At 68.0% G+C, this 19,235-nt stretch carries 17 protein-coding genes and 1 riboswitch; of the genes, 9 read left to right on the top strand and 8 right to left on the bottom strand.

Annotated features, from left to right (window positions below):
• Positions 1-88 precede the first annotated feature (88 nt).
• The 5 genes from V7D63_RS00180 to rpsF form a co-directional block, all read right to left on the bottom strand.
• The gene (locus tag V7D63_RS00180; RefSeq protein ID WP_333590256.1) at positions 89-2,506 is read right to left on the bottom strand and encodes a TonB-dependent receptor plug domain-containing protein; all 2,418 of its coding nucleotides are present in this window, start codon (positions 2,504-2,506) and stop codon (positions 89-91) included.
• Positions 2,507-2,796: 290 nt separating this feature from the next.
• Positions 2,797-2,907: riboswitch (SAM riboswitch) on the bottom strand.
• A 183-nt stretch (positions 2,908-3,090) separates the two neighbouring features.
• Complete coding sequence (locus tag V7D63_RS00175; protein ID WP_333590255.1) at positions 3,091-3,477, bottom strand: hypothetical protein; 387 nt, start codon at positions 3,475-3,477, stop codon at positions 3,091-3,093.
• A gap of 124 nt (positions 3,478-3,601) precedes the next feature.
• On the bottom strand, positions 3,602-4,186 hold the full coding sequence (gene rplI / locus V7D63_RS00170; RefSeq protein WP_333590254.1) for a 50S ribosomal protein L9: 585 nt from the start codon (positions 4,184-4,186) through the stop codon (positions 3,602-3,604).
• 1 nt (position 4,187) lies between these two features.
• Positions 4,188-4,463: a 30S ribosomal protein S18 gene (rpsR, locus tag V7D63_RS00165; protein WP_333590253.1), complete on the bottom strand. Its 276-nt coding sequence runs from the start codon at positions 4,461-4,463 to the stop codon at positions 4,188-4,190.
• An 11-nt stretch (positions 4,464-4,474) separates the two neighbouring features.
• Entirely contained in the window at positions 4,475-4,861 is a 387-nt protein-coding gene (rpsF, locus tag V7D63_RS00160; RefSeq protein ID WP_333590252.1) for a 30S ribosomal protein S6, read from the bottom strand.
• A gap of 481 nt (positions 4,862-5,342) precedes the next feature.
• Here rpsF and V7D63_RS00155 point away from each other — a divergent pair, with 481 nt between their 5' ends.
• From V7D63_RS00155 to gmk, 9 genes are all read left to right on the top strand, one after another.
• The gene (locus tag V7D63_RS00155) at positions 5,343-8,129 is read left to right on the top strand and encodes a class I SAM-dependent DNA methyltransferase (RefSeq protein WP_333590251.1); all 2,787 of its coding nucleotides are present in this window, start codon (positions 5,343-5,345) and stop codon (positions 8,127-8,129) included.
• Between the two features lie 13 nt (positions 8,130-8,142).
• Positions 8,143-9,402: an Nramp family divalent metal transporter gene (locus tag V7D63_RS00150; protein WP_333590250.1), complete on the top strand. Its 1,260-nt coding sequence runs from the start codon at positions 8,143-8,145 to the stop codon at positions 9,400-9,402.
• 53 nt (positions 9,403-9,455) lie between these two features.
• A complete protein-coding gene (gene fabD, locus V7D63_RS00145) occupies positions 9,456-10,400 on the top strand; it encodes an ACP S-malonyltransferase (RefSeq protein ID WP_333590249.1) in 945 nt (314 codons plus the stop codon).
• Positions 10,401-10,563: 163 nt separating this feature from the next.
• A complete protein-coding gene (gene fabG / locus V7D63_RS00140; protein WP_333590248.1) occupies positions 10,564-11,304 on the top strand; it encodes a 3-oxoacyl-[acyl-carrier-protein] reductase in 741 nt (246 codons plus the stop codon).
• A gap of 275 nt (positions 11,305-11,579) precedes the next feature.
• On the top strand, positions 11,580-11,819 hold the full coding sequence (locus V7D63_RS00135) for an acyl carrier protein (protein WP_008264317.1): 240 nt from the start codon (positions 11,580-11,582) through the stop codon (positions 11,817-11,819).
• 115 nt (positions 11,820-11,934) lie between these two features.
• Positions 11,935-13,209 (top strand): beta-ketoacyl-ACP synthase II, encoded by a 1,275-nt coding sequence (gene fabF / locus V7D63_RS00130; protein ID WP_333590247.1) that lies wholly within the window; start codon positions 11,935-11,937, stop codon positions 13,207-13,209.
• The gene (mltG, locus tag V7D63_RS00125) at positions 13,206-14,402 is read left to right on the top strand and encodes an endolytic transglycosylase MltG (RefSeq protein WP_333590246.1); all 1,197 of its coding nucleotides are present in this window, start codon (positions 13,206-13,208) and stop codon (positions 14,400-14,402) included. Before fabF ends, mltG begins: the two co-directional genes overlap by 4 nt.
• 14 nt (positions 14,403-14,416) lie before the next feature.
• A complete protein-coding gene (locus V7D63_RS00120; RefSeq protein WP_333590415.1) occupies positions 14,417-15,283 on the top strand; it encodes a YicC/YloC family endoribonuclease in 867 nt (288 codons plus the stop codon).
• Positions 15,273-15,914, top strand: a complete 642-nt coding sequence (gene gmk / locus V7D63_RS00115; RefSeq protein ID WP_333590245.1) for a guanylate kinase — start codon at positions 15,273-15,275, stop codon at positions 15,912-15,914. Before V7D63_RS00120 ends, gmk begins: the two co-directional genes overlap by 11 nt.
• A gap of 20 nt (positions 15,915-15,934) precedes the next feature.
• Here gmk and rsmA read toward each other — a convergent pair whose 3' ends face one another.
• From rsmA to V7D63_RS00100, 3 genes are all read right to left on the bottom strand, one after another.
• Positions 15,935-16,765: a 16S rRNA (adenine(1518)-N(6)/adenine(1519)-N(6))-dimethyltransferase RsmA gene (gene rsmA / locus V7D63_RS00110; protein ID WP_333590244.1), complete on the bottom strand. Its 831-nt coding sequence runs from the start codon at positions 16,763-16,765 to the stop codon at positions 15,935-15,937.
• A gap of 126 nt (positions 16,766-16,891) precedes the next feature.
• Positions 16,892-17,893, bottom strand: a complete 1,002-nt coding sequence (gene pdxA, locus V7D63_RS00105; protein ID WP_333590243.1) for a 4-hydroxythreonine-4-phosphate dehydrogenase PdxA — start codon at positions 17,891-17,893, stop codon at positions 16,892-16,894.
• Positions 17,890-19,224, bottom strand: coding sequence for a peptidylprolyl isomerase (locus tag V7D63_RS00100; protein WP_333590242.1), 1,335 nt, complete (start codon positions 19,222-19,224; stop codon positions 17,890-17,892). Before V7D63_RS00100 ends, pdxA begins: the two co-directional genes overlap by 4 nt.
• Positions 19,225-19,235 lie beyond the last annotated feature (11 nt).

The raw sequence follows: 19,235 nt of genomic DNA, 5'->3' as shown, positions 1-19,235 counted from the left end.
GTGATCCGGGGGACAGTTTCCCGACAGGCTGTGGGCAAGGTCGGCGGCGCGGGATCAGCCGCGCCGCCGCCTTCACGTCATGCCGTCGTCACCAGGACAGCGTCAGACGCGCATAGCCGTACCGGCCGTTGAAGCCGAACGGGGAGTAGTAGGGGAAGCCGAGCACGCCGTTGCTGTTCAGCGGGGCCGGAACATGGTCGGGGTATTCGTCGAAGACGTTGTCCACGCCCAAGGACAGGGTCACGGCCTCGGTCGCCCGCCACCGGCCCTCCAGATCCGCCACGGTCTTGGCGCCGGTGGAATAGTCGTTCGCCGTCGCCGTCGCGGGCTGCAGCACGTCGCCATAGTGGGTGACGCGCACCGAGGCGCCGAAACGGTCACCGCGCCAATCCGTCGAGAACACCGCCTTCTCGCCGGGCGTGCCCTGTTGAAGCGTCTCGATCCGGTTGCGCGCGAACAGGGTCGGGGCCGGGTTCAGCCCGCCCGTATTGGTGGGGACGCGGGTGACCTCGGTGTCGCTGACGTTGGCCGCCAGGGTGAAGTCGAAATCACCCAGCCTGTCGGTGGACAGGCGGTAACGCGCGACCAGGTCCACACCCTGGGTCGTGACGTCCACGCCGTTGAGGAAGAAGCGCGCCGCCTGGACGCCGAACGGATCGAGCAGCGAGGCGACCTGTCCGCTGAAGCTGCGGTTGATCAGCTCGGACAGGGCGATCTGGTCTTCGATGTCGATGTGATAGGCGTCGATCGTCAGATCGAACGGCCCGGCCCGCAAGACCGCGCCCAGCGACAGATTGACCGAGGTCTCCGGCTTCAGCGGACGGGCGCCCAATGCGGCCGCGACCGGGCTGGTGGCCGGGAAGGTGCCGGTCTCGACCACCACGCCGCTCTGGATCACCGAAGAGGTCGAGGTGAAATAGCTCTGTTGCAGCGAGGGGGCGCGGAAGCCGGTCGAGACCGTGCCCCGGATCGCCAGCTCCGGCGTGACTTCATAGCGGGCCGACAGCTTGCCGGTCGTCGTGCGGCCGAAGTCGGAATAGTCCTCCAGCCGCAAGGCCCCGGCGATGCGCAAGCGGTCGCTGACGGGGATTTCCACGTCCGCATAGGCGCTGAGCGCGGTGCGGTCCTCATCGACTTCGTTGGAGGGTTGCAGGCCCACGAAGCCCTGGGCGCCCCCGGCCAGGGCGGTGTTGACGCCCAGCGGCCCACGGTTCCAGGATTCCGGCTGGCCGGCCTGGATCTCATAGGTCTCACGCCGCGCCTCGACGCCCCAACTGAACACCAGAGGCTCGTCGCGGCCGATGTCGAACTCACGCGTGAAATCCGCCCCCAGCACGACCTGGTCATAGATCAGGGCACCCGCGTCGAAGCTGGTCGGGGAGGCGGCGCCGTAGGTGGCGTTCAGCGAGCGTTCGGTGCGCAGGCCCAGGGCGTTGCGTCCATAGACGAGGCTGACGTCGGCGTTCCATCCGCCGACCTGACCGCGCAGGCCCGCCGCCGCCGACAGGTCGCGGCTGTTGACGGCAATCAGCGGCAGGAAGCCGTCGGGATAGAGGGCCGGGACGTTGTTGACGTTGTTGGACAGGCGGGGGAAGGCCGCGCTCTCGCTGTCGCGATCCTGATAACCCAGCCAGCCGTAGCTCTCCCAGCCGCCCGACAGGGGTTTGCCGGCGTTGACGAAGGCGCTCCACTGCTGGACCTCGGGGTCGCCCAGACGCGCGGTCACCCGGCCGGCGGCCGCGGGGCGGGGGTCATAGTCCGAACGGTTGGTGGGTTCGCGGGTCAGATATTCGCCCGAGACCGTCAGGAAACCGTCCGAGCCCAGGCCGAACCCCTGCCAGAGCGAGCCGGTGATCGTGCGTCCGTCGGTCTCGTCGCGTCGGCCGCGCGCGGTTTCGACCGTCGTGGCGTACTGGCCGTAGGTCACGCTGGCGCCGCCGCCCGACGCGGCCTCGCGCAGGCGCAGATTGACCACGCCCGCGATGGCGTCCGAGCCGTACTGGGCCGAGGCGCCGTCACGCAGCACCTCGACGCGATCGAGGGCGCCGACCGGGATGGTGTTCAGATCAACCGCCGACGAGCCGCGGCCGACCGAGCCGTTGACGTTGACCAGGGCCGAGGCGTGGCGTCGCGTGCCGTTCACCAGCACCAGCGTCTGGTCGGGCGACAGGCCGCGCAGGGTGGCGGGACGGATGGAATCGGTGCCGTCGGTGGCCGAGGGACGGGGGAAGTTGATCGACGGCACGGTCTGGGCCAGGGCCGTCGCGAACTCCGTGACGCCCCGATTGCGCAGGGTCTCGGCGGTGATCACATCGACGGGGGCCAGGGAGTCCAGACGCGACCGGTTGGGCGCCCGCGTGCCGGTGACGATGACGTCGTCGACGGCGGCGTCCTTGTCGGGTTGAGCTGGCGCGGTCTGGGCCAGGGCCGGGGCGGCCAGGAGCAGGGCGGAGGCGGAGACGCCGCCGAACAGGGCGGCGCGGGCGGCGGTGAAGAAGCGGGTCATTGTTTTTCTTGCTTTCGTCAGGGCGCAGGACCTCAGGCGGCGTCGCGCGCGGCGATCACCGGGTCCGGCGGTCTTGGATTGTCAGGTCAGCTCAGGTCGGCGAGACGCCGGGCATCGGCGGCGTTCAGGCCGCGCGGCGACATCGCATGGGCGCGTGACGACGCGAACGCGCGGCGCACGGGCGCGGGGCCAGGAGGGATTCGATCATCAGTACGTCACGCATGGTCATCTCCCGCTCGCTCGGGAACCACATCGGTGACAATGGGAGGAAGGCGTCGTGACGCCTGTGCCTCTCATCTGCCGCGGACCCGGGGGTCCCCGAAGGAGTTGGCACCTTACGGATGGTCCGCAGGTTGCCCTGGCGTCTAAGGGCCTTTTCCCTCAGCCAGTCTCGATGAGCGGTTGCGATACTGCAGCGCAACACGTGAGGAGGTCAAGCCTGTTCGGCAAAGAAATTCGCGTATTCGGACCCTGCTGTCCGAAATTTCCAGGCAATGCGGTGATGCGAGGTGGTTCCATGCCGTCACGGCGGTCACGTCGCCCCATGTCGGAGCCGAAGCCTCCGCCAGCGGATCAGGTCCGGCTCAGCCCCGGCAGGGGTAGCGGTCGGCCATCCAGGCGCGGAAGCCGTCGGTCACGCTCATCCGGGCGCGACGCGGCTGGGGGATGGCGTTGAAGAAGGCCAGCAGTTGGCGCGGATTCACCTGGATCTTGTCGGCCGGGCAGGCGACGGGGGTGCGGCCCGCGGCGCGTGCGGCGCGGATCTCGCCGCCGATGACCCGGAAGGCCTCATTGGCTTCACCGGCCAGGCGGCGGGCGCTGGGCCGCAGCATGGCGGTGGGGTTCAGGGGGATGCGGTTCGCCTCGGTCACGAAGGCGTCCAGCGTGCGCGCCGGCTGGGCCAGGGCGGCGACAGGCGCGCCGAGGGCCGCAAGACCGACAGCCAGAATGAGCGCGATGCGGCGGATCATGTGGGTTCCCTCCCGTAACCGTGCCGAAGCTTCAGCGTAACCATGGCGGAATGTGGGCTGGTACGACAAAGGGCGCGTCCGTCGCCGGACGCGCCCTCGATCGGATCGCGAGGACCGAAGAGGCTTAGGCTTCTTCGCCCAGGCCGTCCTGCTGACCGGCGCCGCCGGCCAGCATGTCGGCGGCGGCTTCTTCAGCGGCCGCGCGCTCTTGCGAGAATTGCGCGGCGATGACGTCCTCGCCCTTCGCCTGACGTTCGGCTTCCTCGGCCGAGCGGGCGATGTTGATCTTGACCTTGGCGGTGACCTCGGCGTGCAGGCGAACCGGCACTTCGTGGACGCCCAGGGTCTTGATCGCGGTGTTCAGAACGACCTGCGAGCGTTCGACCTTGCCGCCTTCGGCCTGGATGGCCTCGGCGACGTCGCGGCCGGCGACCGAGCCGTACAGTTGGCCCGTCTCGCCCGCCTGGCGGATCATGACGTAGGTCTGGCCGTCGATCTTGTCGGCGACCTTCTGAGCCTCGGCCTTGTTCTTCTCGTTGCGGGCCTCGATGGCGGCGCGTTCGACTTCAAAGGCCTTCAGGTTGGCGCTGGTGGCGCGACGAGCCTTGTCGCGCGGCAGCAGGAAGTTACGGGCGAAGCCATCCTTGACGGAGACGACGTCGCCGATGGCGCCGAGGTTCTCGACGCGTTCAAGCAGAACGACCTTCATCTTACTTCACCACGTACGGCAGGAGGGCCAGATAGCGGGCGCGCTTGATGGCCTTGGCCAGTTCGCGCTGCTTCTTCTGGGAGACGGCGGTGATGCGCGAGGGCACGATCTTGCCGCGTTCGGAGACGTAGCGCTGCAGCAGCTTCACGTCCTTGTAGTCGATCTTCGGCGCGTTGGCGCCCGAGAACGGGCACACTTTGCGGCGACGATAGAAGGGGCGACGGGCCGGGCCGGAGCCGACCGGAGCGCCCGGGATCGGGGCGGTGGCGTCAGTCATGTTGAGGCTCCTTAGGCTTCGGCTTCGACGGCGTCTTCACGCGGGCCGCGTTCACGCTCGCGCTCGCGTTCCCGCTCGCGGCGGGCCAGCAGCGGCGACAGTTCGAGGTCAAGCTCCTCGACGCGGACGGTCAGCCAGCGCAGGACGTCCTCGTTGATCGACAGTTGGCGCTCGACCTCGGCCATGGCGGCCGGGGGGGCGTCGACGGCGAGCAGCGAATAGTGCGCCTTGCGGTTCTTCTTGACCCGATAGGTCAGGTTGCGCAGGCCCCAGTATTCGATCTTGGCGACCGAGCCGCCGCCGGCTTCGATCAGGGACTTGATGGTGTCGTTGAGGGCTTCGGCCTGTTGCGCGCTGATATCCTGGCGCGACATGACCGTGTGCTCGTACAGAGCCATGGGCAGTCTCCCTTTGCGAACGTCGGCGCGAGCCGGCCGGGTGAGCCGGAACCACGATGGATCTCAGTGCGGCGAACGGGATGATCCCGCCCCTTTGACGTTCCGCGAAAGAGACCGACGTCCTGGAAAGCGGGCGCGTATAGGGGAAAAGCCGCGCGGGGGCAAGGCGGCGGGACCGACCGGCGCGGATCGGACTCCGAAAAACACAGTGCAAAAGGCGCCAACCGCGCCAGCCGCCCGGATCGACGGCGCAGGGGACGAACGGCGGGCGGCGGATTGGACTCCGAAAAACACAGTGCAAAAGGTGCAATTGGCGCCATTCGCCCGGCCGGGCGAGGGTGGCGAAGCGGCGATGAGAAGGACCGGCGGGCATTATAGGCGAGCCGGGAGAGGCGACGGGTCGAAAGATTTGGCGCGCGGACAACGGAGCGTTGCAAAGGCCGCCGGGACGCGAGAGGAAGGGCGGCAGGGGGAGTGAATTTTGCGTCTGAGCTGGAACACCATTCGCGCCAACGCAGCCGACTTCGCCCGCGAATGGGCGGACGCACGCTACGAACGTGGCGACACCCAGACCTTCTACAATGAGTTTTTCGAGGTCTTCGGCCTGAAGCGGCGCAAGGTCGCCACCTTCGAAGAACCAGTAAAGAAGCTAGGCGACAAGCAGGGCTTCATTGACCTTTTCTGGAAGGGCAAACTGCTCGTCGAGCAAAAATCGGCGGGGCGTGACCTGGGTCGCGCCCGTACCCAGGCGTTGGACTACTTCCCGGGTCTGAAGGACCACGAGCTTCCGCGCTATATCCTGGTCTGCGACTTCCAGACCTTCCACCTGACCGATCTGGATACGCGCGAGGAGGTGCGGTTCGCCCTGGCCGACCTGCCGGCGCACATCGAGGCGTTCGGCTTCATCGTCGGCATCGAAAAGCGCATCTTCAGGGATCAGGACCCAGTCAACGTCCTGGCCGCCGAGATCATGGGCAAGTTGCACGACGCCCTGAAGGCGTCGGGGTATGAGGGGGCGCCGCTGGAGCGGCTGTTGGTGCGGCTGTTGTTCTGCCTATTCGCGGATGACACGGGGATCTACGACGAGCTGGGGCTGCTGCAGACCTTCATCGAGGATCGGACGGCGTCCGATGGGTCGGACCTGGGACCGCGGTTGTCGGAGCTGTTCCAGGTTCTGAACACGCCGGTCGAGAAACGCCAGAAGAGCCTCGACGAAGACTTGGCGAAATTCCCCTACATCAACGGCGACCTGTTCGCCGCCCCCCTGCCTATTCCGGCCTTCGACAAGGGGATGCGCGACCGCCTGTTGGAGGCCTGCGCCTTCAGTTGGGAGAAGATCAGCCCGGCCATCTTCGGCGCCCTGTTCCAGTCGGTGATGAACGCCAAGGAGCGCCGCCAGAAGGGCGCCCACTATACGACCGAAAAGAACATCCTGAAGGTCATCGAGCCACTGTTCCTCGATGATCTGCGGGTCGAACTGACGCGTATTCTGGCCCTGAAGAGGGGCCGTGAGGCAGTGTTGCGAGGGTTTCAAGACAAACTGGCCGGGTTGAACCTGTTCGACCCGGCGTGCGGGTGCGGCAATTTCCTGATCATCGCCTATCGCGAACTGCGCCTGCTGGAGATCGAGGTGCTGAAGGCGCTGTACCCGACCGGTCAGCGTGATCTTGAGGCCGCCGCCCTGTCCAAGATCGATGTCGATCAGTTCTACGGCATCGAGATCGACGAGTTCCCCGCCCGCATCGCCGAGACGGCGATGTGGATGATGGACCACATCATGAACAACCGCCTGAGCCAGGAATTCGGCAAGGTGTTCGCGCGTATCCCACTGAAGGCCGCGCCACACATCGTGCACGGCGATGCGCTGGAGATCGACTGGACCGAGGTGCTGGCGCCGGAGCGGTGCAGCTATGTGCTGGGGAACCCGCCGTTCATTGGCGCGAAGGTCCAATCAGACGCCCAACGCGCTCAAGTTCGGCGGATCGCCGCCCTGGGTAAATCGGGCGGCACCTTGGACTACGTTGCGGCGTGGTTTCTGAAGGCGGGCGAGTATGCCCAGCGATCCAGAGCGCACATCGGTTTCGTTTCCACAAACTCGATCACTCAGGGCGAGCAGGTCGCTCAATTGTGGCCGTTGCTGTTCCGGCGTTACGGGCTGGAAATCGCATTCGCGCACCGGACGTTCAACTGGGGATCGGACGCGCGGGGCAAGGCCCACGTTCATGTGGTGGTGATCGGACTGACGCGACGGGATGACGAGCCGGCGGAAAAGCGGCTGTTCAGCTATTCGGCGATCAACGGCGAGCCGGATGAGAGTCGGCACACGGCGCTGTCGCCGTATCTGTTCGATGCGTCGAAACTGGCGGATAGGCACCTTGTGGTGCGGGAGGTGAGTGGGCCGCTTGCGGACCATCCGCGCATGATCACTGGCACAAAGCCAATCGACGGCGGGAATTATATCTTCACTGAAGAGCAGAAGCTGGAGTTTCTTGGGTCGGAACCAGGGGCGGCTGCCTACCTTCGTCCATTCGTTGGGGGCTATGAGTTTATCAATGGTGATCCCAGGTGGCTTCTGGTGCTTGGAGATGCGTCCCCCGCAGCGTTGAAAGCAATGCCTGCCGTCACCGAAAGAATTCGGGCCGTAAGAGAATTGCGCGAGGCAAGCTCTAGCGCACCTACGCGCGCGATAGCGCGCTCACCTACAACATTTCACACCACTTTCCTGCCTGAGCGTCCATTTTTGGCGATGGCTCAGGTCAGCTCAGATCGGAGAGAGTATTTGCCGATCGGCTGGATCATGCCGCCGACAGTCCCTAGCGACAAGATCAGGCTGATTGCCGATGCCGAGAAATGGCATTTCGCAGTACTCACCTCCAAAGTTCACATGGCGTGGGCTAAAGCGGTCAGCGGGCGCTTGAAGAGTGACATTCAATACTCGGCCAACCTCACATACAACGCCTTCCCTTGGCCAACCCTCACCGACTCTAATAAGGCCAAGCTCGACTCCCTCGCCCAGGCCGTGCTCGACGCCCGCGCCGCCCATCCAGACGCGACCTTGGCCGACCTCTACGATCCCGATGTCATGCCCGCCGACCTGCGCAAGGCCCACCGGGCGCTCGATCTCGCGGTGGACCGGCTCTATCGCAAGGCGCCGTTCGAGAGCGACCGGGAGCGGGTCGAGCATTTGTTCATGCTGTACGAGAAGATGACCGCCGGGCTGCTGGCCAAGGCGGACAAGCCTAAGCGCCGTCGCAAGATCCTGAACTGACACGGCTGCCCCCATGACCGAACCCGCACCTGCTCCCCGCATCCGCTTCTCCCTGATCGGTCCTGGCATCGTGGTGGCGGCGACGGGCGTTGGGGCGGGGGATTTGGTGGCGACGCTCGTGGCCGGGTCGAAATATGGCTACGCCCTGCTGTGGGCGGCCGTGGTCGGGGCGGTGGTCAAGGTGGCGCTGGCCGAGGGGGTGGGGCGGTGGACCCTGGCCTCGGGCCGGACCCTGTTCGACGGCTGGTCCAGCCTGCCGGGCGGCGGGGCGAAGCTGAACTGGGCCACGGCCTATTTCGCCGTCTATGTGGCGGTCTGGGGCTTTGTTTATGGGGCGACGGCGATGACGGCGTCGGCCCTGCCGATGGCGGCGTTGTGGCCCGCGTTGGATCTGAAGACCTGGGGCGTGATCAACGGACTGGCGGGCCTGGGTCTGGTCTGGTTCGGGGGGTATGGCCTGTTCGAGAAGGTGATGGCGGCCCTGGTCGGGGTGATGTTCGTCACCGTGGTCGGGCTGGCGGTGATCGTGGCGCCGGACATTCCGCGGCTGCTGACCGGGCTGTGGCCGACGCTGCCGCCGGGGTCGGCCTTCTACACCCTGGGGCTGATCGGCGGGGTGGGGGGCACCATCACCATGGCGGCCTATGGCTATTGGCTGAACGCCAAGGGCTGGAAGGGACCGGAATGGATGGCGACCATGCGGCTGGACAACCGCGTGGCCTATGTCGTCACCGGGGTGTTCGTGATCGCCATGCTGGTGGTCGGGGCCGAGCTGCTGCACGCCGGGGGCGTGGCGCTGGCGGGCGGCGACCGAGGGCTGCTGGACCTGGACCGCGTGCTGCGCGAGCGGTTCGGGCCGGGGGTGTCGGCGATGTTCCTGGTCGGCTTCTGGGCCACCAGCTTCACCAGTCTGATCGGGGTGTGGCAGGGGGTCAGCCTGCTGTTCGCCGACTTCTGGGCGCACATGACCGGGCGGGCGGGCGACGCGGCGGTGCGAGGCCAACACAGCCGGGCGGCGCGCGGATACATGCTGTGGCTGACGTTTCCGCCCATCGCCCTGTTGTTCCTGGACCGGCCGTTCGCCCTGATCGTGGCCTATGGCGTGTTGGGCAGCCTGTTCATGCCGTTCCTGGCGGGGACGCTGATCTGGCTGTTGAACTCGGGCCGCGTGCCGACGGCATGGAGGAACGGCTGGACGTCCAACATCCTGCTGGCGGCGGCGGCGCTGTTGTTCGCGGTGCTGGCGGGCAAGGAGATCGTGGGGTTGTTCTGAGGGTCTGATCGGCCTACCCCTCGCGCCGGAATCAACGGTTCGGAGCGTCCTGAATGAGCCTCGCCTTTCTGTTCCCCGGCCAGGGCAGCCAGTCGGTCGGCATGGGCGCCGGTCTGGCCGACGCCTTCGCCGCCGCGCGCGAAGTGTTCGCCGAGGTCGACGACGCCCTGAACCAGAAGCTGTTCCAGTTGATGCGCGAGGGACCCGAGGATCAACTGACCCTGACCGAGAACGCCCAGCCGGCCCTGATGGCCGTGTCGGCGGCGGCGATGCGGGTGCTGAAGGTCGAGTTCGGGGTGGAGGTGACGCGCGCGGGCTTCGTGGCCGGGCATTCGCTGGGCGAATATTCGGCCCTGTGCGGGGCGGGCGCGATCAGCCTGGCGGACACGGCGCGGCTGTTGAAGCTGCGCGGCCAGGCGATGCAGCGGGCCGTGCCGGTGGGGCGGGGGGCCATGGCCTCGCTGATCGGGCCGAAGACCGACCTGGCGCTGGCGGAAGCCGCTGCGAAGGCGGGGTCCGAGGTCGGGATCTGCGTGGTGGCGAACGACAACAACGCGGGCAATATCGTCATCTCGGGCGACAAGGCGGCCGTGGACCGGGCCATAGAGGCGGCCAAGGAACTGGGCGCGCGGGCCATACCGCTGAACGTCTCGGCGCCCTTCCACTGTCCGTTGATGCAGTCGGCGGCCGACGAGATGGCTGACGCCCTGGGCGACGCGCGCATCGTCGCGCCCGCCGTGCCGGTGGTGGCGAACGTCACGGCGCGGCCTGAGAGCGATCCCGAGGTCATCCGCCGCCTGCTCGTCGAACAGGTGACCGGCCGCGTGCGCTGGCGCGAGAGCATGGAATGGATGGCGGGCGAAGGGGGCGTGACCCGCTTCGCCGAGATCGGCTCTGGCAAGGTGCTGACCGGCATGGCCAAGCGCATCGCGCCGGAGGCCGAGAGCGTGGCGCTGAACACGCCCGAGGATCTGGAAGCGTTCGCGAAGAGTTTTTGACTTCCCTTCTCCCCTTGCGGGAGAAGGTGGCAGGCGAAGCCTGACGGATGAGGGGGCGCTGGGTGCGTAACCCCTCTAGAGTTCAACCGGAGAGGTCGGTGTGACCCCTCATCCGGCCCTGCGGGCCACCTTCTCCCGCAAGGGGAGAAGGAAGGAGATTTAGATGTTCGACCTTACAGGCAAGACCGCGCTGGTGACCGGCGCGACGGGCGGGATCGGCGGGGCGGTGGCGCGGGCGCTGCACGCGCAGGGCGCGACGGTGGTGCTGTCGGGCACGCGGGAGGCCGTGCTGGCCGAGATGAAGGCCGGATTGGGCGAGCGCGCGCACTTCGCCACCGCCAATCTGTCGGACCCTGCGTCGGTCGATAATCTGGTGAACGCGGCCGAAGAGGCGGCCGGGGCGCCGCTGGACATCCTGGTCGCCAACGCCGGCATCACCAAGGACGGCCTGTTGATGCGGATGAAGGACGAGGATTTCGATCAGGTCATCAAGATCAATCTGGAAAGCTATTTCCGCCTGTCGCGCGCCGCCGTGAAGGGGATGATGAAGCGTCGGGCCGGACGGATCATCGGCGTGACCTCGGTGGTCGGGGTGACCGGCAATCCGGGCCAGACCAACTATTCGGCGTCCAAGGCCGGGATGATCGGCTTCTCCAAATCGCTGGCCCAGGAGGTCGGCAGCCGGGGGATCACGGTCAACTGCATCGCGCCGGGCTTCATCGCCAGCCCCATGACCGACGTGCTGAACGACCAACAGCGCGAGGGCATTCTGGGGCGCATCCCGGCCGGGCGGCTGGGCACGGGCGACGAGATCGCGGCGGCGGCGGTCTATCTGTCGTCTGATGAGGCGGCCTATGTGACCGGCCAGACCCTGCACGTGAACGGCGGCATGGCGATGATCTGATTTCCTCCCCGCTGAGCGGGGAGGGAGACCGCGAAGCGGTGGAGGGGTTTTGACCGCGCACGCGGCGTCCAGCCCCTCCGTCTCGTCGGCGCCGCCGACGATCCACCGCCCCATGAAATGGGGAGGAGACCCTTCCCCAGGGGAACGGCTGTGCTAAAGGCGGTCGCAACCGCCCGCGCCGAGGCCCGTTATGGTCTTGCACAAGCGGCGCCGTCGTCATACGGCATTGACTGAGACAACCGCCGCGCCCGCGGCATAGAAGGCAGAGACTTCCCATGTCCGACACCCTGGAACGCGTCCGCAAGATCGTCATCGACCACCTGGACGCCGATCCTGACAAGGTCACCGAAAAGGCCAGCTTCATCGACGACCTGGGCGCCGATTCGCTCGACAACGTCGAACTGGTCATGGCCTTCGAGGAGGAATTCGACATCGAGATCCCCGATGACGCCGCCGAGCACATCCAGACCGTCGGCGACGCCGTGAAGTTCATCGACGAGAAGTCGGCCGGCTGATTCCAGCCCGCCTGACTTTTCTGACGGCATCGATGGCCGCCGTGGCGCGCCCCTAGCGGGCGGGTCCGGCGGCCATTAGTCTTTCTACATACGGATTCTGCGAAGGAGCGCCTGTATGCGCCGCGTCGTCGTCACCGGCATCGGCCTTTTGACCCCCCTGGGCTGGGGCGTCGAGACATCGTGGAAGGGCATCGTCGAGGGCCGCTCCGGCATCGGCCCGATCACCAATTTCGACACCGAAGGTTATGGCTGCACCATCGCGGGCGAGATTCCGTCGGTGGACGGGCGCGGCGGCGGCGGGCCAGGCGACTTCGATCCCGAACAGGTGATGTCGGCCAAGGACCGCAAGCGGGTCGACGACTTCATCATCTACGGCATCGCCGCGGCCGACGAGGCGCTGGCGGATTCGGGCTGGAAGCCGGAAACGGACGAGGAGCGCGAACGCACCGGCGTGATGATCGGTTCGGGCATCGGCGGCCTGGGACCCATCGCCGACACCGCCATCGTGCTGAAGGAGCAGGGACCGCGCCGGGTCAGCCCCTTCTTCATCCCCATGTCGCTGATCAATCTGGTGTCGGGCCAGGTGTCGATCCGGCACGGACTGAAGGGACCCAACCATTCGGTGGTCACGGCCTGCGCCACCGGCGCCCACGCCATCGGCGACGCGGCGCGGATGATCGCCCTGGACGACGCCGACGTGATGGTGGCGGGCGGGGCCGAGGGTTCGATCGTGCCGATCGGCATCGCCGGCTTCCTGGCCTGCAAGGCCCTGTGCACCGCCTATAACGACACGCCGGAGAAGGCTTCGCGGCCCTATGACCGAGGCCATGCGGGCTTCGTCATGGGCGAGGGCGCGGGCATTCTGGTGCTGGAGGAATACGAGCACGCCAAGAAACGCGGCGCGAAGATCTACGCCGAGGTGGTGGGCTATGGCCTGACCGGCGACGCCTATCACATCACCGCCCCGTCCGAGGACGGCGAGGGCGGCCGCCGGGCCATGCAGATGGCGCTGAAGCGCGCCGGGATGCAGCCGTCGGACCTGGACTATGTCAACGCCCACGGCACCTCGACCATGGCCGACTGGATCGAGCTGAAGGCTATCGAGGGACTGGTCGGCGATCACGCCAAGAACCTGGCGGTCAGCTCGACCAAGTCGATGACCGGCCACCTGCTGGGCGCGGCCGGGGCCATCGAGGCGGCCTTCTGCGTGCTGGCCATCCGCGACCAGATCGCGCCGCCGACCATCAATCTGGACGATCCCGAGCATGAGACGGCGATCGACCTGGTTCCGCACAAGGGCAAGCCGATGAAGATCGATGTGGCGATGTCCAACAGCTTCGGTTTTGGCGGCACCAACGCCTCGGTGATCTTCAAGAAGGTGGAGGCATGAGCGGCGCCGAGCGACGCCCGCGTTCGGGCCTGGCGGTGGCGTTGCTGACGGCGTCGGCGACGGCCAGCCTGTTCCTGATCGCCGCCCTGGCCATCGGCTGGAGCGTCTATTTCGGGCCTGGACCGGTGGCGCGCCAGGGCGAGTCGACCGTCGTCAGCCTGCCCAGCGGGGCCGGGGTCTCGGCCATCGCCGCCAATCTGAAGGCGGCGGGTGTGATCAAGTCGACCGACATGTTCAAGGCGGCGGCGACCTTCACCGGGGCCGACCGCAAGCTGCGCGCGGGCGAATACGAGGTGCCGTCAAAGGCGTCGTTGAAGACGGTGCTGGGGCTGCTGACCGACGGACGGGTGGTGCGTCACTTCGTGACCCTGCCGGAAGGCTGGTCATCGGCTCAGGCGGTGGACATCCTGATGAAGGAAGACCTGCTGACCGGCGAGGCGCCGCCCGTGCCGCCGGAAGGATCGCTGTGGCCCTCGACCTATGAGATCTCGCGCGGCGAGACGCGCGCCTCGGTGATCCGGCGAATGCAGACCCTGGCCGAGGAGCGGCTGGCGCAACTGTGGGCGGCGCGCGGGCCGAACACCGTCGTGCGCACGCCGCAAGAGGCGCTGGTCCTGGCCTCCATCGTCGAAAAGGAGACCGGAATCGCCCGCGAACGGCCGCGCGTGGCGGCGGTGTTCTCGAACCGGCTGCGCACCGGCATGCGGCTGGAGAGCGATCCGACCATCGTTTACGGCATCACCCAGGGACGGCCCCTGGGGCGCGGCATCCGTCAGTCCGAGCTGCGGCGCGAGACGGCGTGGAACACCTATCTGATCGACGGCCTGCCGCCGACGCCGATCGCCAATCCGGGCGAGGAGGCGATCAAGGCGGTGCTGAACCCGCCCCAGACCCGCGACCTGTTCTTCGTCGCCGACGGCACCGGCGGGCACGTCTTCGCCCCGACCTATGAGGAGCATCTGCAAAACGTGGCGCGCTGGCGGGCCATCGAGCGTCAGAAGGCCGGCCTGCCGCCCGCGCCCGCCGCCGAACCGAGCGCGCCCGCCGAGGGCGATGCGGGCCAGGCCGTGATCACCATGCAGGCGCCGGGGGCGGTGACGCCGTCGCGGCCGCTGCGGCCCGCAACACCGGCGACCGCGGCGGCCAATGACGACATCGCGGCGGCGGCCCGGTCGGGAGCGCGCGGCGGGTGAGCGGCATCTTCGGCATGACCGGCTTCGGCCGGGCGGAGGGCGCTTCGGGAGACTGGAGCTGGTCGGTCGAGGCGCGCTCGGTCAACGGGCGCAATCTGGATGTGAAGTTTCGCGGCCCGCCGGGCTTCGACCGTCTGGAGCCGCTGGCCAAGGCGGCGGCCCAGGGCCGGTTCGCGCGCGGCCAGGTGACGGTCGGGGTCCAGGCCAAGCGGGCCGAGGCGGGCGCGGGCGCGCTGAAGGTCAACGGCGAGGTGCTGAACCGCTATCTGCGGCTGGCCAATGAACTGGTCGAGGGCGGGGCCGCCCCGGCCACGGCCGACGGCCTGTTGAGCCTGCGCGGCGTGCTGGAGATCCCCGACGAGGTCGAGGACGAAGCGGCGCGCACGGCGCTGGAGACCGCCATCGCCGCCGATGTCGAAAAAGCGCTGGAGGCGCTGAAGGCGTCGCGGGCGCGCGAGGGCCAGCAGTTGACCCCGGTGATCGACGGCTTCGTGACCCGGATCGAGACCTTGGTCGCCGACGCCGAACGCGAGGCGGGCGCGCAGGTCGAGGCGATCCGCGAGCGGTTCAGCCGCCGCCTGGCCGAACTGGCGCCCGACGCGCCTGGGCTGGAGGAGCGGATCTATCTGGAGGCGGCGGCCCTGGCGGCCAAGGCCGACGTGCGCGAGGAGCTGGATCGGCTGACCGCCCATGTCGCCAGCGCCCGCACCCTGTTGCAGCAACCCCCCGCCGGACGAAAACTCGACTTCCTGATGCAGGAATTCATGCGCGAGGCGAACACCCTCTGCTCCAAATCGGCTACGACGCCGCTGACCGCGACGGGCCTGGACCTGAAGGCGGTCATCGAGCAGTTGCGTGAACAGGTGCAGAATGTCGAATGAACGTACGCCCCGCCGGGGCGTCCTGCTGATCGTCGCCAGCCCGTCGGGCGCGGGCAAGACCAGCCTGTGCCGTCGCCTGATGGCCGACCACAAGGGGCTGGAGCTGTCGATCTCGATGACCACGCGCGGCATTCGGCCGGGCGAGGTGGCCGACCGCGACTATCACTTCGTCGAGCGCGCCGAGTTCGAGCGGCTGATCGCCGAGGACGCCTTTCTGGAATGGGCCGACGTGCACGGCAATCTGTACGGCAGCCCGCGCGCGCCGATCGACCGGGCGTTGGCCGAGGGCCGCGACGTGCTGTTCGACATCGACTGGCAGGGCGCGCGCGACATCGCGGAAAAATGCCCGGACGACGCGGTGCGGGTCTTCATCCTGCCGCCCAGCCTGGAGGAGCTGCGCCGCCGCCTGGTGACGCGGTCGCAGGACGCCGATGACGTGATCGAGCGCCGCATCGCCAACGCCAAGGGCGAGATCGAGCACTGCGACGACTTCGACTACGTCCTGGTCAATGACGATTTCGACCGGTCGTACGCCGAACTGGCCCACATCTATCACGCCGAACGCAGCCGCCGCCGGCGCAACCTGTGGGTCGAAGCCTATAAGGCCGCGCTGCTGAGAGAAGCGGTCTAGGCTGCGGCGACGGTCGGCCTTTAGGGCAATGCGGCGGCCAGGCGGAGGAAGCCGGCCAGGTCGATGACCTCGGCCCGGGCGTCGGGTTCGATGCCGGCGGCCTGGCACAGGGCGGCGCCGCCGAGCGGTTTCAGACTGGAGCGCAGCATCTTGCGGCGCTGGCCGAAAGCGGCGGCGGTGACGCGCTCAAGCCGTTTCAGCAGGTCGGGCGCCGGGCGGTCGGCGCGGGGGACCAGATGCACGACGGCTGAGGCGACCTTGGGCGGCGGGGTGAAGGCGGCCGCGGGCAGGTGCATGACCAGTTTCGCCTCGCACACCGCCTGGGAGATGACGGCCAGGCGGCCGTAGGCGTCGTCGCCCGGCGCGGCGACGATGCGCTCGGCCACTTCCTTTTGGAACATCAGGGTCAGGGCGTGGGGCGTCCACGGGCCGGTCAGCCATTTGATCAGCAGGGCGGTGCCGACGTTATAGGGCAGGTTGGAGACCAGATGGGCGGGACCGTCGACCAGATCGGCTTCCTGCACCTTCAGGGCGTCGGCCTGGACGATCGTCAGGCGGCCCGAGCCGTCGTCGAGTTCGGAGAGCAGGGGGACGAATCGCGGGTCCTTCTCGACCAGCACCACGCGGCCGGCGTCGGATTCCAGCAGGGCGCGGGTCAGGCCGCCGGGACCGGGACCGACCTCGATCACGGCGCGGCCCTCGAACGGCCCGGCCAGGCGGGCGATCTTTCGCGTGACGTTGAGGTCGAGCAGGAAATGCTGGCCGAACGACTTCTTGGCCGAGAGGCCGTGGGCGTCGAGGGTCTCGCGCAGGGTGGGGAGATCGGAAATCGCAGAACTCCATCCGCTCATCCCCGCGAAAGCGGGGACCCAGTTCTTTGGCTGCATACGCGACGATTGACGGTTTGTCCGCAGTATCGGGCAGACGTCTTGCAGCTCTCACTGGGTCCCCGCTTTCGCGGGGATGAGCGGCGTAATTTAGTGGGCGCGGCTCGCGGCCATCTCGGCGGCCAGGCGCAGGGCGGCGATCAGGCTGTCGGGGCGGGCCTGGCCCTGACCGGCGATGTCGAAGCCGGTGCCGTGATCGGGCGAGGTGCGGATGATCGGCAGGCCCAGGGTGGCGTTGACCCCGCCCCAGAAGTCCAGCGTCTTGACCGGGATCAGGGCCTGGTCGTGATACAGGCAGACGACGGCGTCATAGCCGCGCCGCGCCTCGTCGTGGAACAGGGTGTCGGCGGGGCGGGGATCGGTGATGTCGACGCCCATGTCGCGCAGGCGCCGGGCTGCCGGACGCAGCATCTCGATCTCCTGCATTCCCAGGGCGCCGTCTTCGCCCGCGTGCGGGTTCAGAGCGGCCAGGGCCAGGCGAGGGCGGGCGATGGCGAAGTCGCGGCGCAGGGCGTCGTCGACCACCTGGGCCGTGCGGATGACGCGGTCGGCGCTCAGGGTCTGGGCCACCTGATCCAGGGCGACATGGATGGTGACCAGACAGGCGCGCAGATCGCGCGCGGTCAGCATCATCACCGGCCCGCGCACCCCGGCGAAGGGCGCGTCGGCGGTCAGTTCGGCGATGAATTCGGTATGGCCGGGAAAACGAAAACCCGAGGCGTACATCGGCGCCTTGGCGATGGGGCAGGTGACGACGCCCGAGGCCTGGCCCGACAGGGCCAGGGAGACGGCTTCCTCGATCCAGTCGGCGACGGGGGCGGCGTTGGCCGGGTTCGGCGCGCCGGGCGTGACGGGCGCGCGGACGGGGCGGTGGATCACCGGCAGGGCGTGACCGAAGACGGCCGGGGCGTCCGAGACCGCCATGATCTCGCGCACGGGCGCGCCTTGCGTCCGCAGCACCTCGGCGTCGCCGACGACGGCGAAGACCGGGCCGGAGACCGACAGGGCGCGCCAGGCGGCGACGGCGATCTCGGGTCCGACGCCCGCCGGATCGCCGAGGGTGAGAACGAGCGGAGCGCCCGCCGCCGTCACTTCAGCTCGATCAGGGCGTCGGCGCGCAGATCGCGCATATAACGACGCGCCAGCATGGACAGGTTGGCGTTGCGCAGACGGCCCTCGACTTCTTGGCGCGACGGCACCTCGGGTCCGCCCGCGCGACGGCCGCACAGACCGATCAGGTGCAGGCCCAGCGGCGTGCGTACGGGGGTCGAGATGGAGCCGACCTCGGCCGAACGGGCGATCTGCTGGAACTGCGGAGCCAGGTTCTGAACATCGGCCTCGCCCAGGTCAGAGCCGAGCAGGCCCGCCTCGGACGTGGCGCGCGCCAGCATGGTGTCGCAGGTCAGTTGCGGGGCCAGGGCCGTCAGGCGCTGGGTCGCGGCGGCGACATCGGCCTCGGACGCCGTTTCTGGCAGTTCGATCATCACCTGCTTCAGCGAGACCAGGCTGGTCGCCGCGCCCGAACGCTTGTCGCGCATATAGATGATGTAGACGCCGCCATCGACCTGGATGGGGTTCGAGAGCTGGCCGACCTGAAGGGTGTCGAGCGTCGCCTGAAGCTGCGGATTGACGCTGCCCTGGACGACCCAGCCGGCGTCGCCGCCGTTGACGGCCGAAGGTGCGGCCGAGAATTGGCGGGCCACGGCCTGGAAGGGCGCGCCCTGAACCATCTGGCCGACCAGTTGCTGGGCGCCGTTCAGGGCCGCCTGCTGACCGCCGACGCGGGCGGCTTCGATATAGATTTCGCCGATCAGATACTGGGGCTTGGTGGCCGAGGTCTCGGCCTGGCGCACGGCCTGATCGACCTGGGCCTGGCTGACGCGCGAACGGGCGTTGAAACGGCCGCCGACCAGTTCACGCCAGCCGATCTCGGTGCGGATCTGCTCGCGCAGGGTCGAGGTGCGAATCCCCGCCTGACGCAGGAAGGTGATGTAGTTTTCCGGCGTGGTTCCGACCTGTTGGGCCGTTTCGGCGATCTCGCGGTCGACCTCTTCGTCGGTGATCTTCAGCGTGTCGTATTTGGCGATCTCCTGGGCCTGGAGATGCTCTTCGATCAGGGCGTTCAGGGCCTGCTGCTGAATGGCGGGCAGATTCTCGGGCGTCGGCTGGACCTGGGTCATGGCGATCAGCATCAGCATGCGCTGACGCAGGTCGAAGCCGGTGATGACGCGGTCGTTGACCGTGGCGACGATGCCGTCGGCCAGTTGGAACTGGGCCTCGGGCGCGGCGGACTGGGGCGCGGCCTCGGCGCCGGGGTTCAGGGCGCCGGCGGCGGCGGGCGACTGGCCCGGAACCTGAGCGAATGCCGCCGTCGAAAGCAGCGCGGCGAACGAGATCGCCGTGGTGGAAAGCCTCAAACCCATGGTCCGTCCTG

Origin of the sequence: Brevundimonas sp., assembly GCF_036732845.1 — a bacterium.
In the GTDB taxonomy this organism is placed as follows: domain Bacteria; phylum Pseudomonadota; class Alphaproteobacteria; order Caulobacterales; family Caulobacteraceae; genus Brevundimonas.
Note: the sequence above shows the minus strand (reverse complement) of the source record. Positions and strands in the feature narration are given on the sequence as shown.

Bases quoted from the DNA above. Each gene is read 5' to 3' on its own strand.
- V7D63_RS00180 (WP_333590256.1), bottom strand. From the start codon at position 2,506: ATGACCCGCTTCTTCACCGCCGCCCGCGCCGCCCTGTTCGGCGGCGTC.
- V7D63_RS00175 (WP_333590255.1), bottom strand. From the start codon at position 3,477: ATGATCCGCCGCATCGCGCTCATTCTGGCTGTCGGTCTTGCGGCCCTC.
- rplI (WP_333590254.1), bottom strand. From the start codon at position 4,186: ATGAAGGTCGTTCTGCTTGAACGCGTCGAGAACCTCGGCGCCATCGGC.
- rpsR (WP_333590253.1), bottom strand. From the start codon at position 4,463: ATGACTGACGCCACCGCCCCGATCCCGGGCGCTCCGGTCGGCTCCGGC.
- rpsF (WP_333590252.1), bottom strand. From the start codon at position 4,861: ATGGCTCTGTACGAGCACACGGTCATGTCGCGCCAGGATATCAGCGCG.
- V7D63_RS00150 (WP_333590250.1), top strand. From the start codon at position 8,143: ATGACCGAACCCGCACCTGCTCCCCGCATCCGCTTCTCCCTGATCGGT.
- fabD (WP_333590249.1), top strand. From the start codon at position 9,456: ATGAGCCTCGCCTTTCTGTTCCCCGGCCAGGGCAGCCAGTCGGTCGGC.
- fabG (WP_333590248.1), top strand. From the start codon at position 10,564: ATGTTCGACCTTACAGGCAAGACCGCGCTGGTGACCGGCGCGACGGGC.
- V7D63_RS00135 (WP_008264317.1), top strand. From the start codon at position 11,580: ATGTCCGACACCCTGGAACGCGTCCGCAAGATCGTCATCGACCACCTG.
- fabF (WP_333590247.1), top strand. From the start codon at position 11,935: ATGCGCCGCGTCGTCGTCACCGGCATCGGCCTTTTGACCCCCCTGGGC.
- mltG (WP_333590246.1), top strand. From the start codon at position 13,206: ATGAGCGGCGCCGAGCGACGCCCGCGTTCGGGCCTGGCGGTGGCGTTG.
- V7D63_RS00120 (WP_333590415.1), top strand. From the start codon at position 14,417: ATGACCGGCTTCGGCCGGGCGGAGGGCGCTTCGGGAGACTGGAGCTGG.
- gmk (WP_333590245.1), top strand. From the start codon at position 15,273: ATGTCGAATGAACGTACGCCCCGCCGGGGCGTCCTGCTGATCGTCGCC.
- rsmA (WP_333590244.1), bottom strand. From the start codon at position 16,765: ATGAGCGGATGGAGTTCTGCGATTTCCGATCTCCCCACCCTGCGCGAG.
- V7D63_RS00100 (WP_333590242.1), bottom strand. From the start codon at position 19,224: ATGGGTTTGAGGCTTTCCACCACGGCGATCTCGTTCGCCGCGCTGCTT.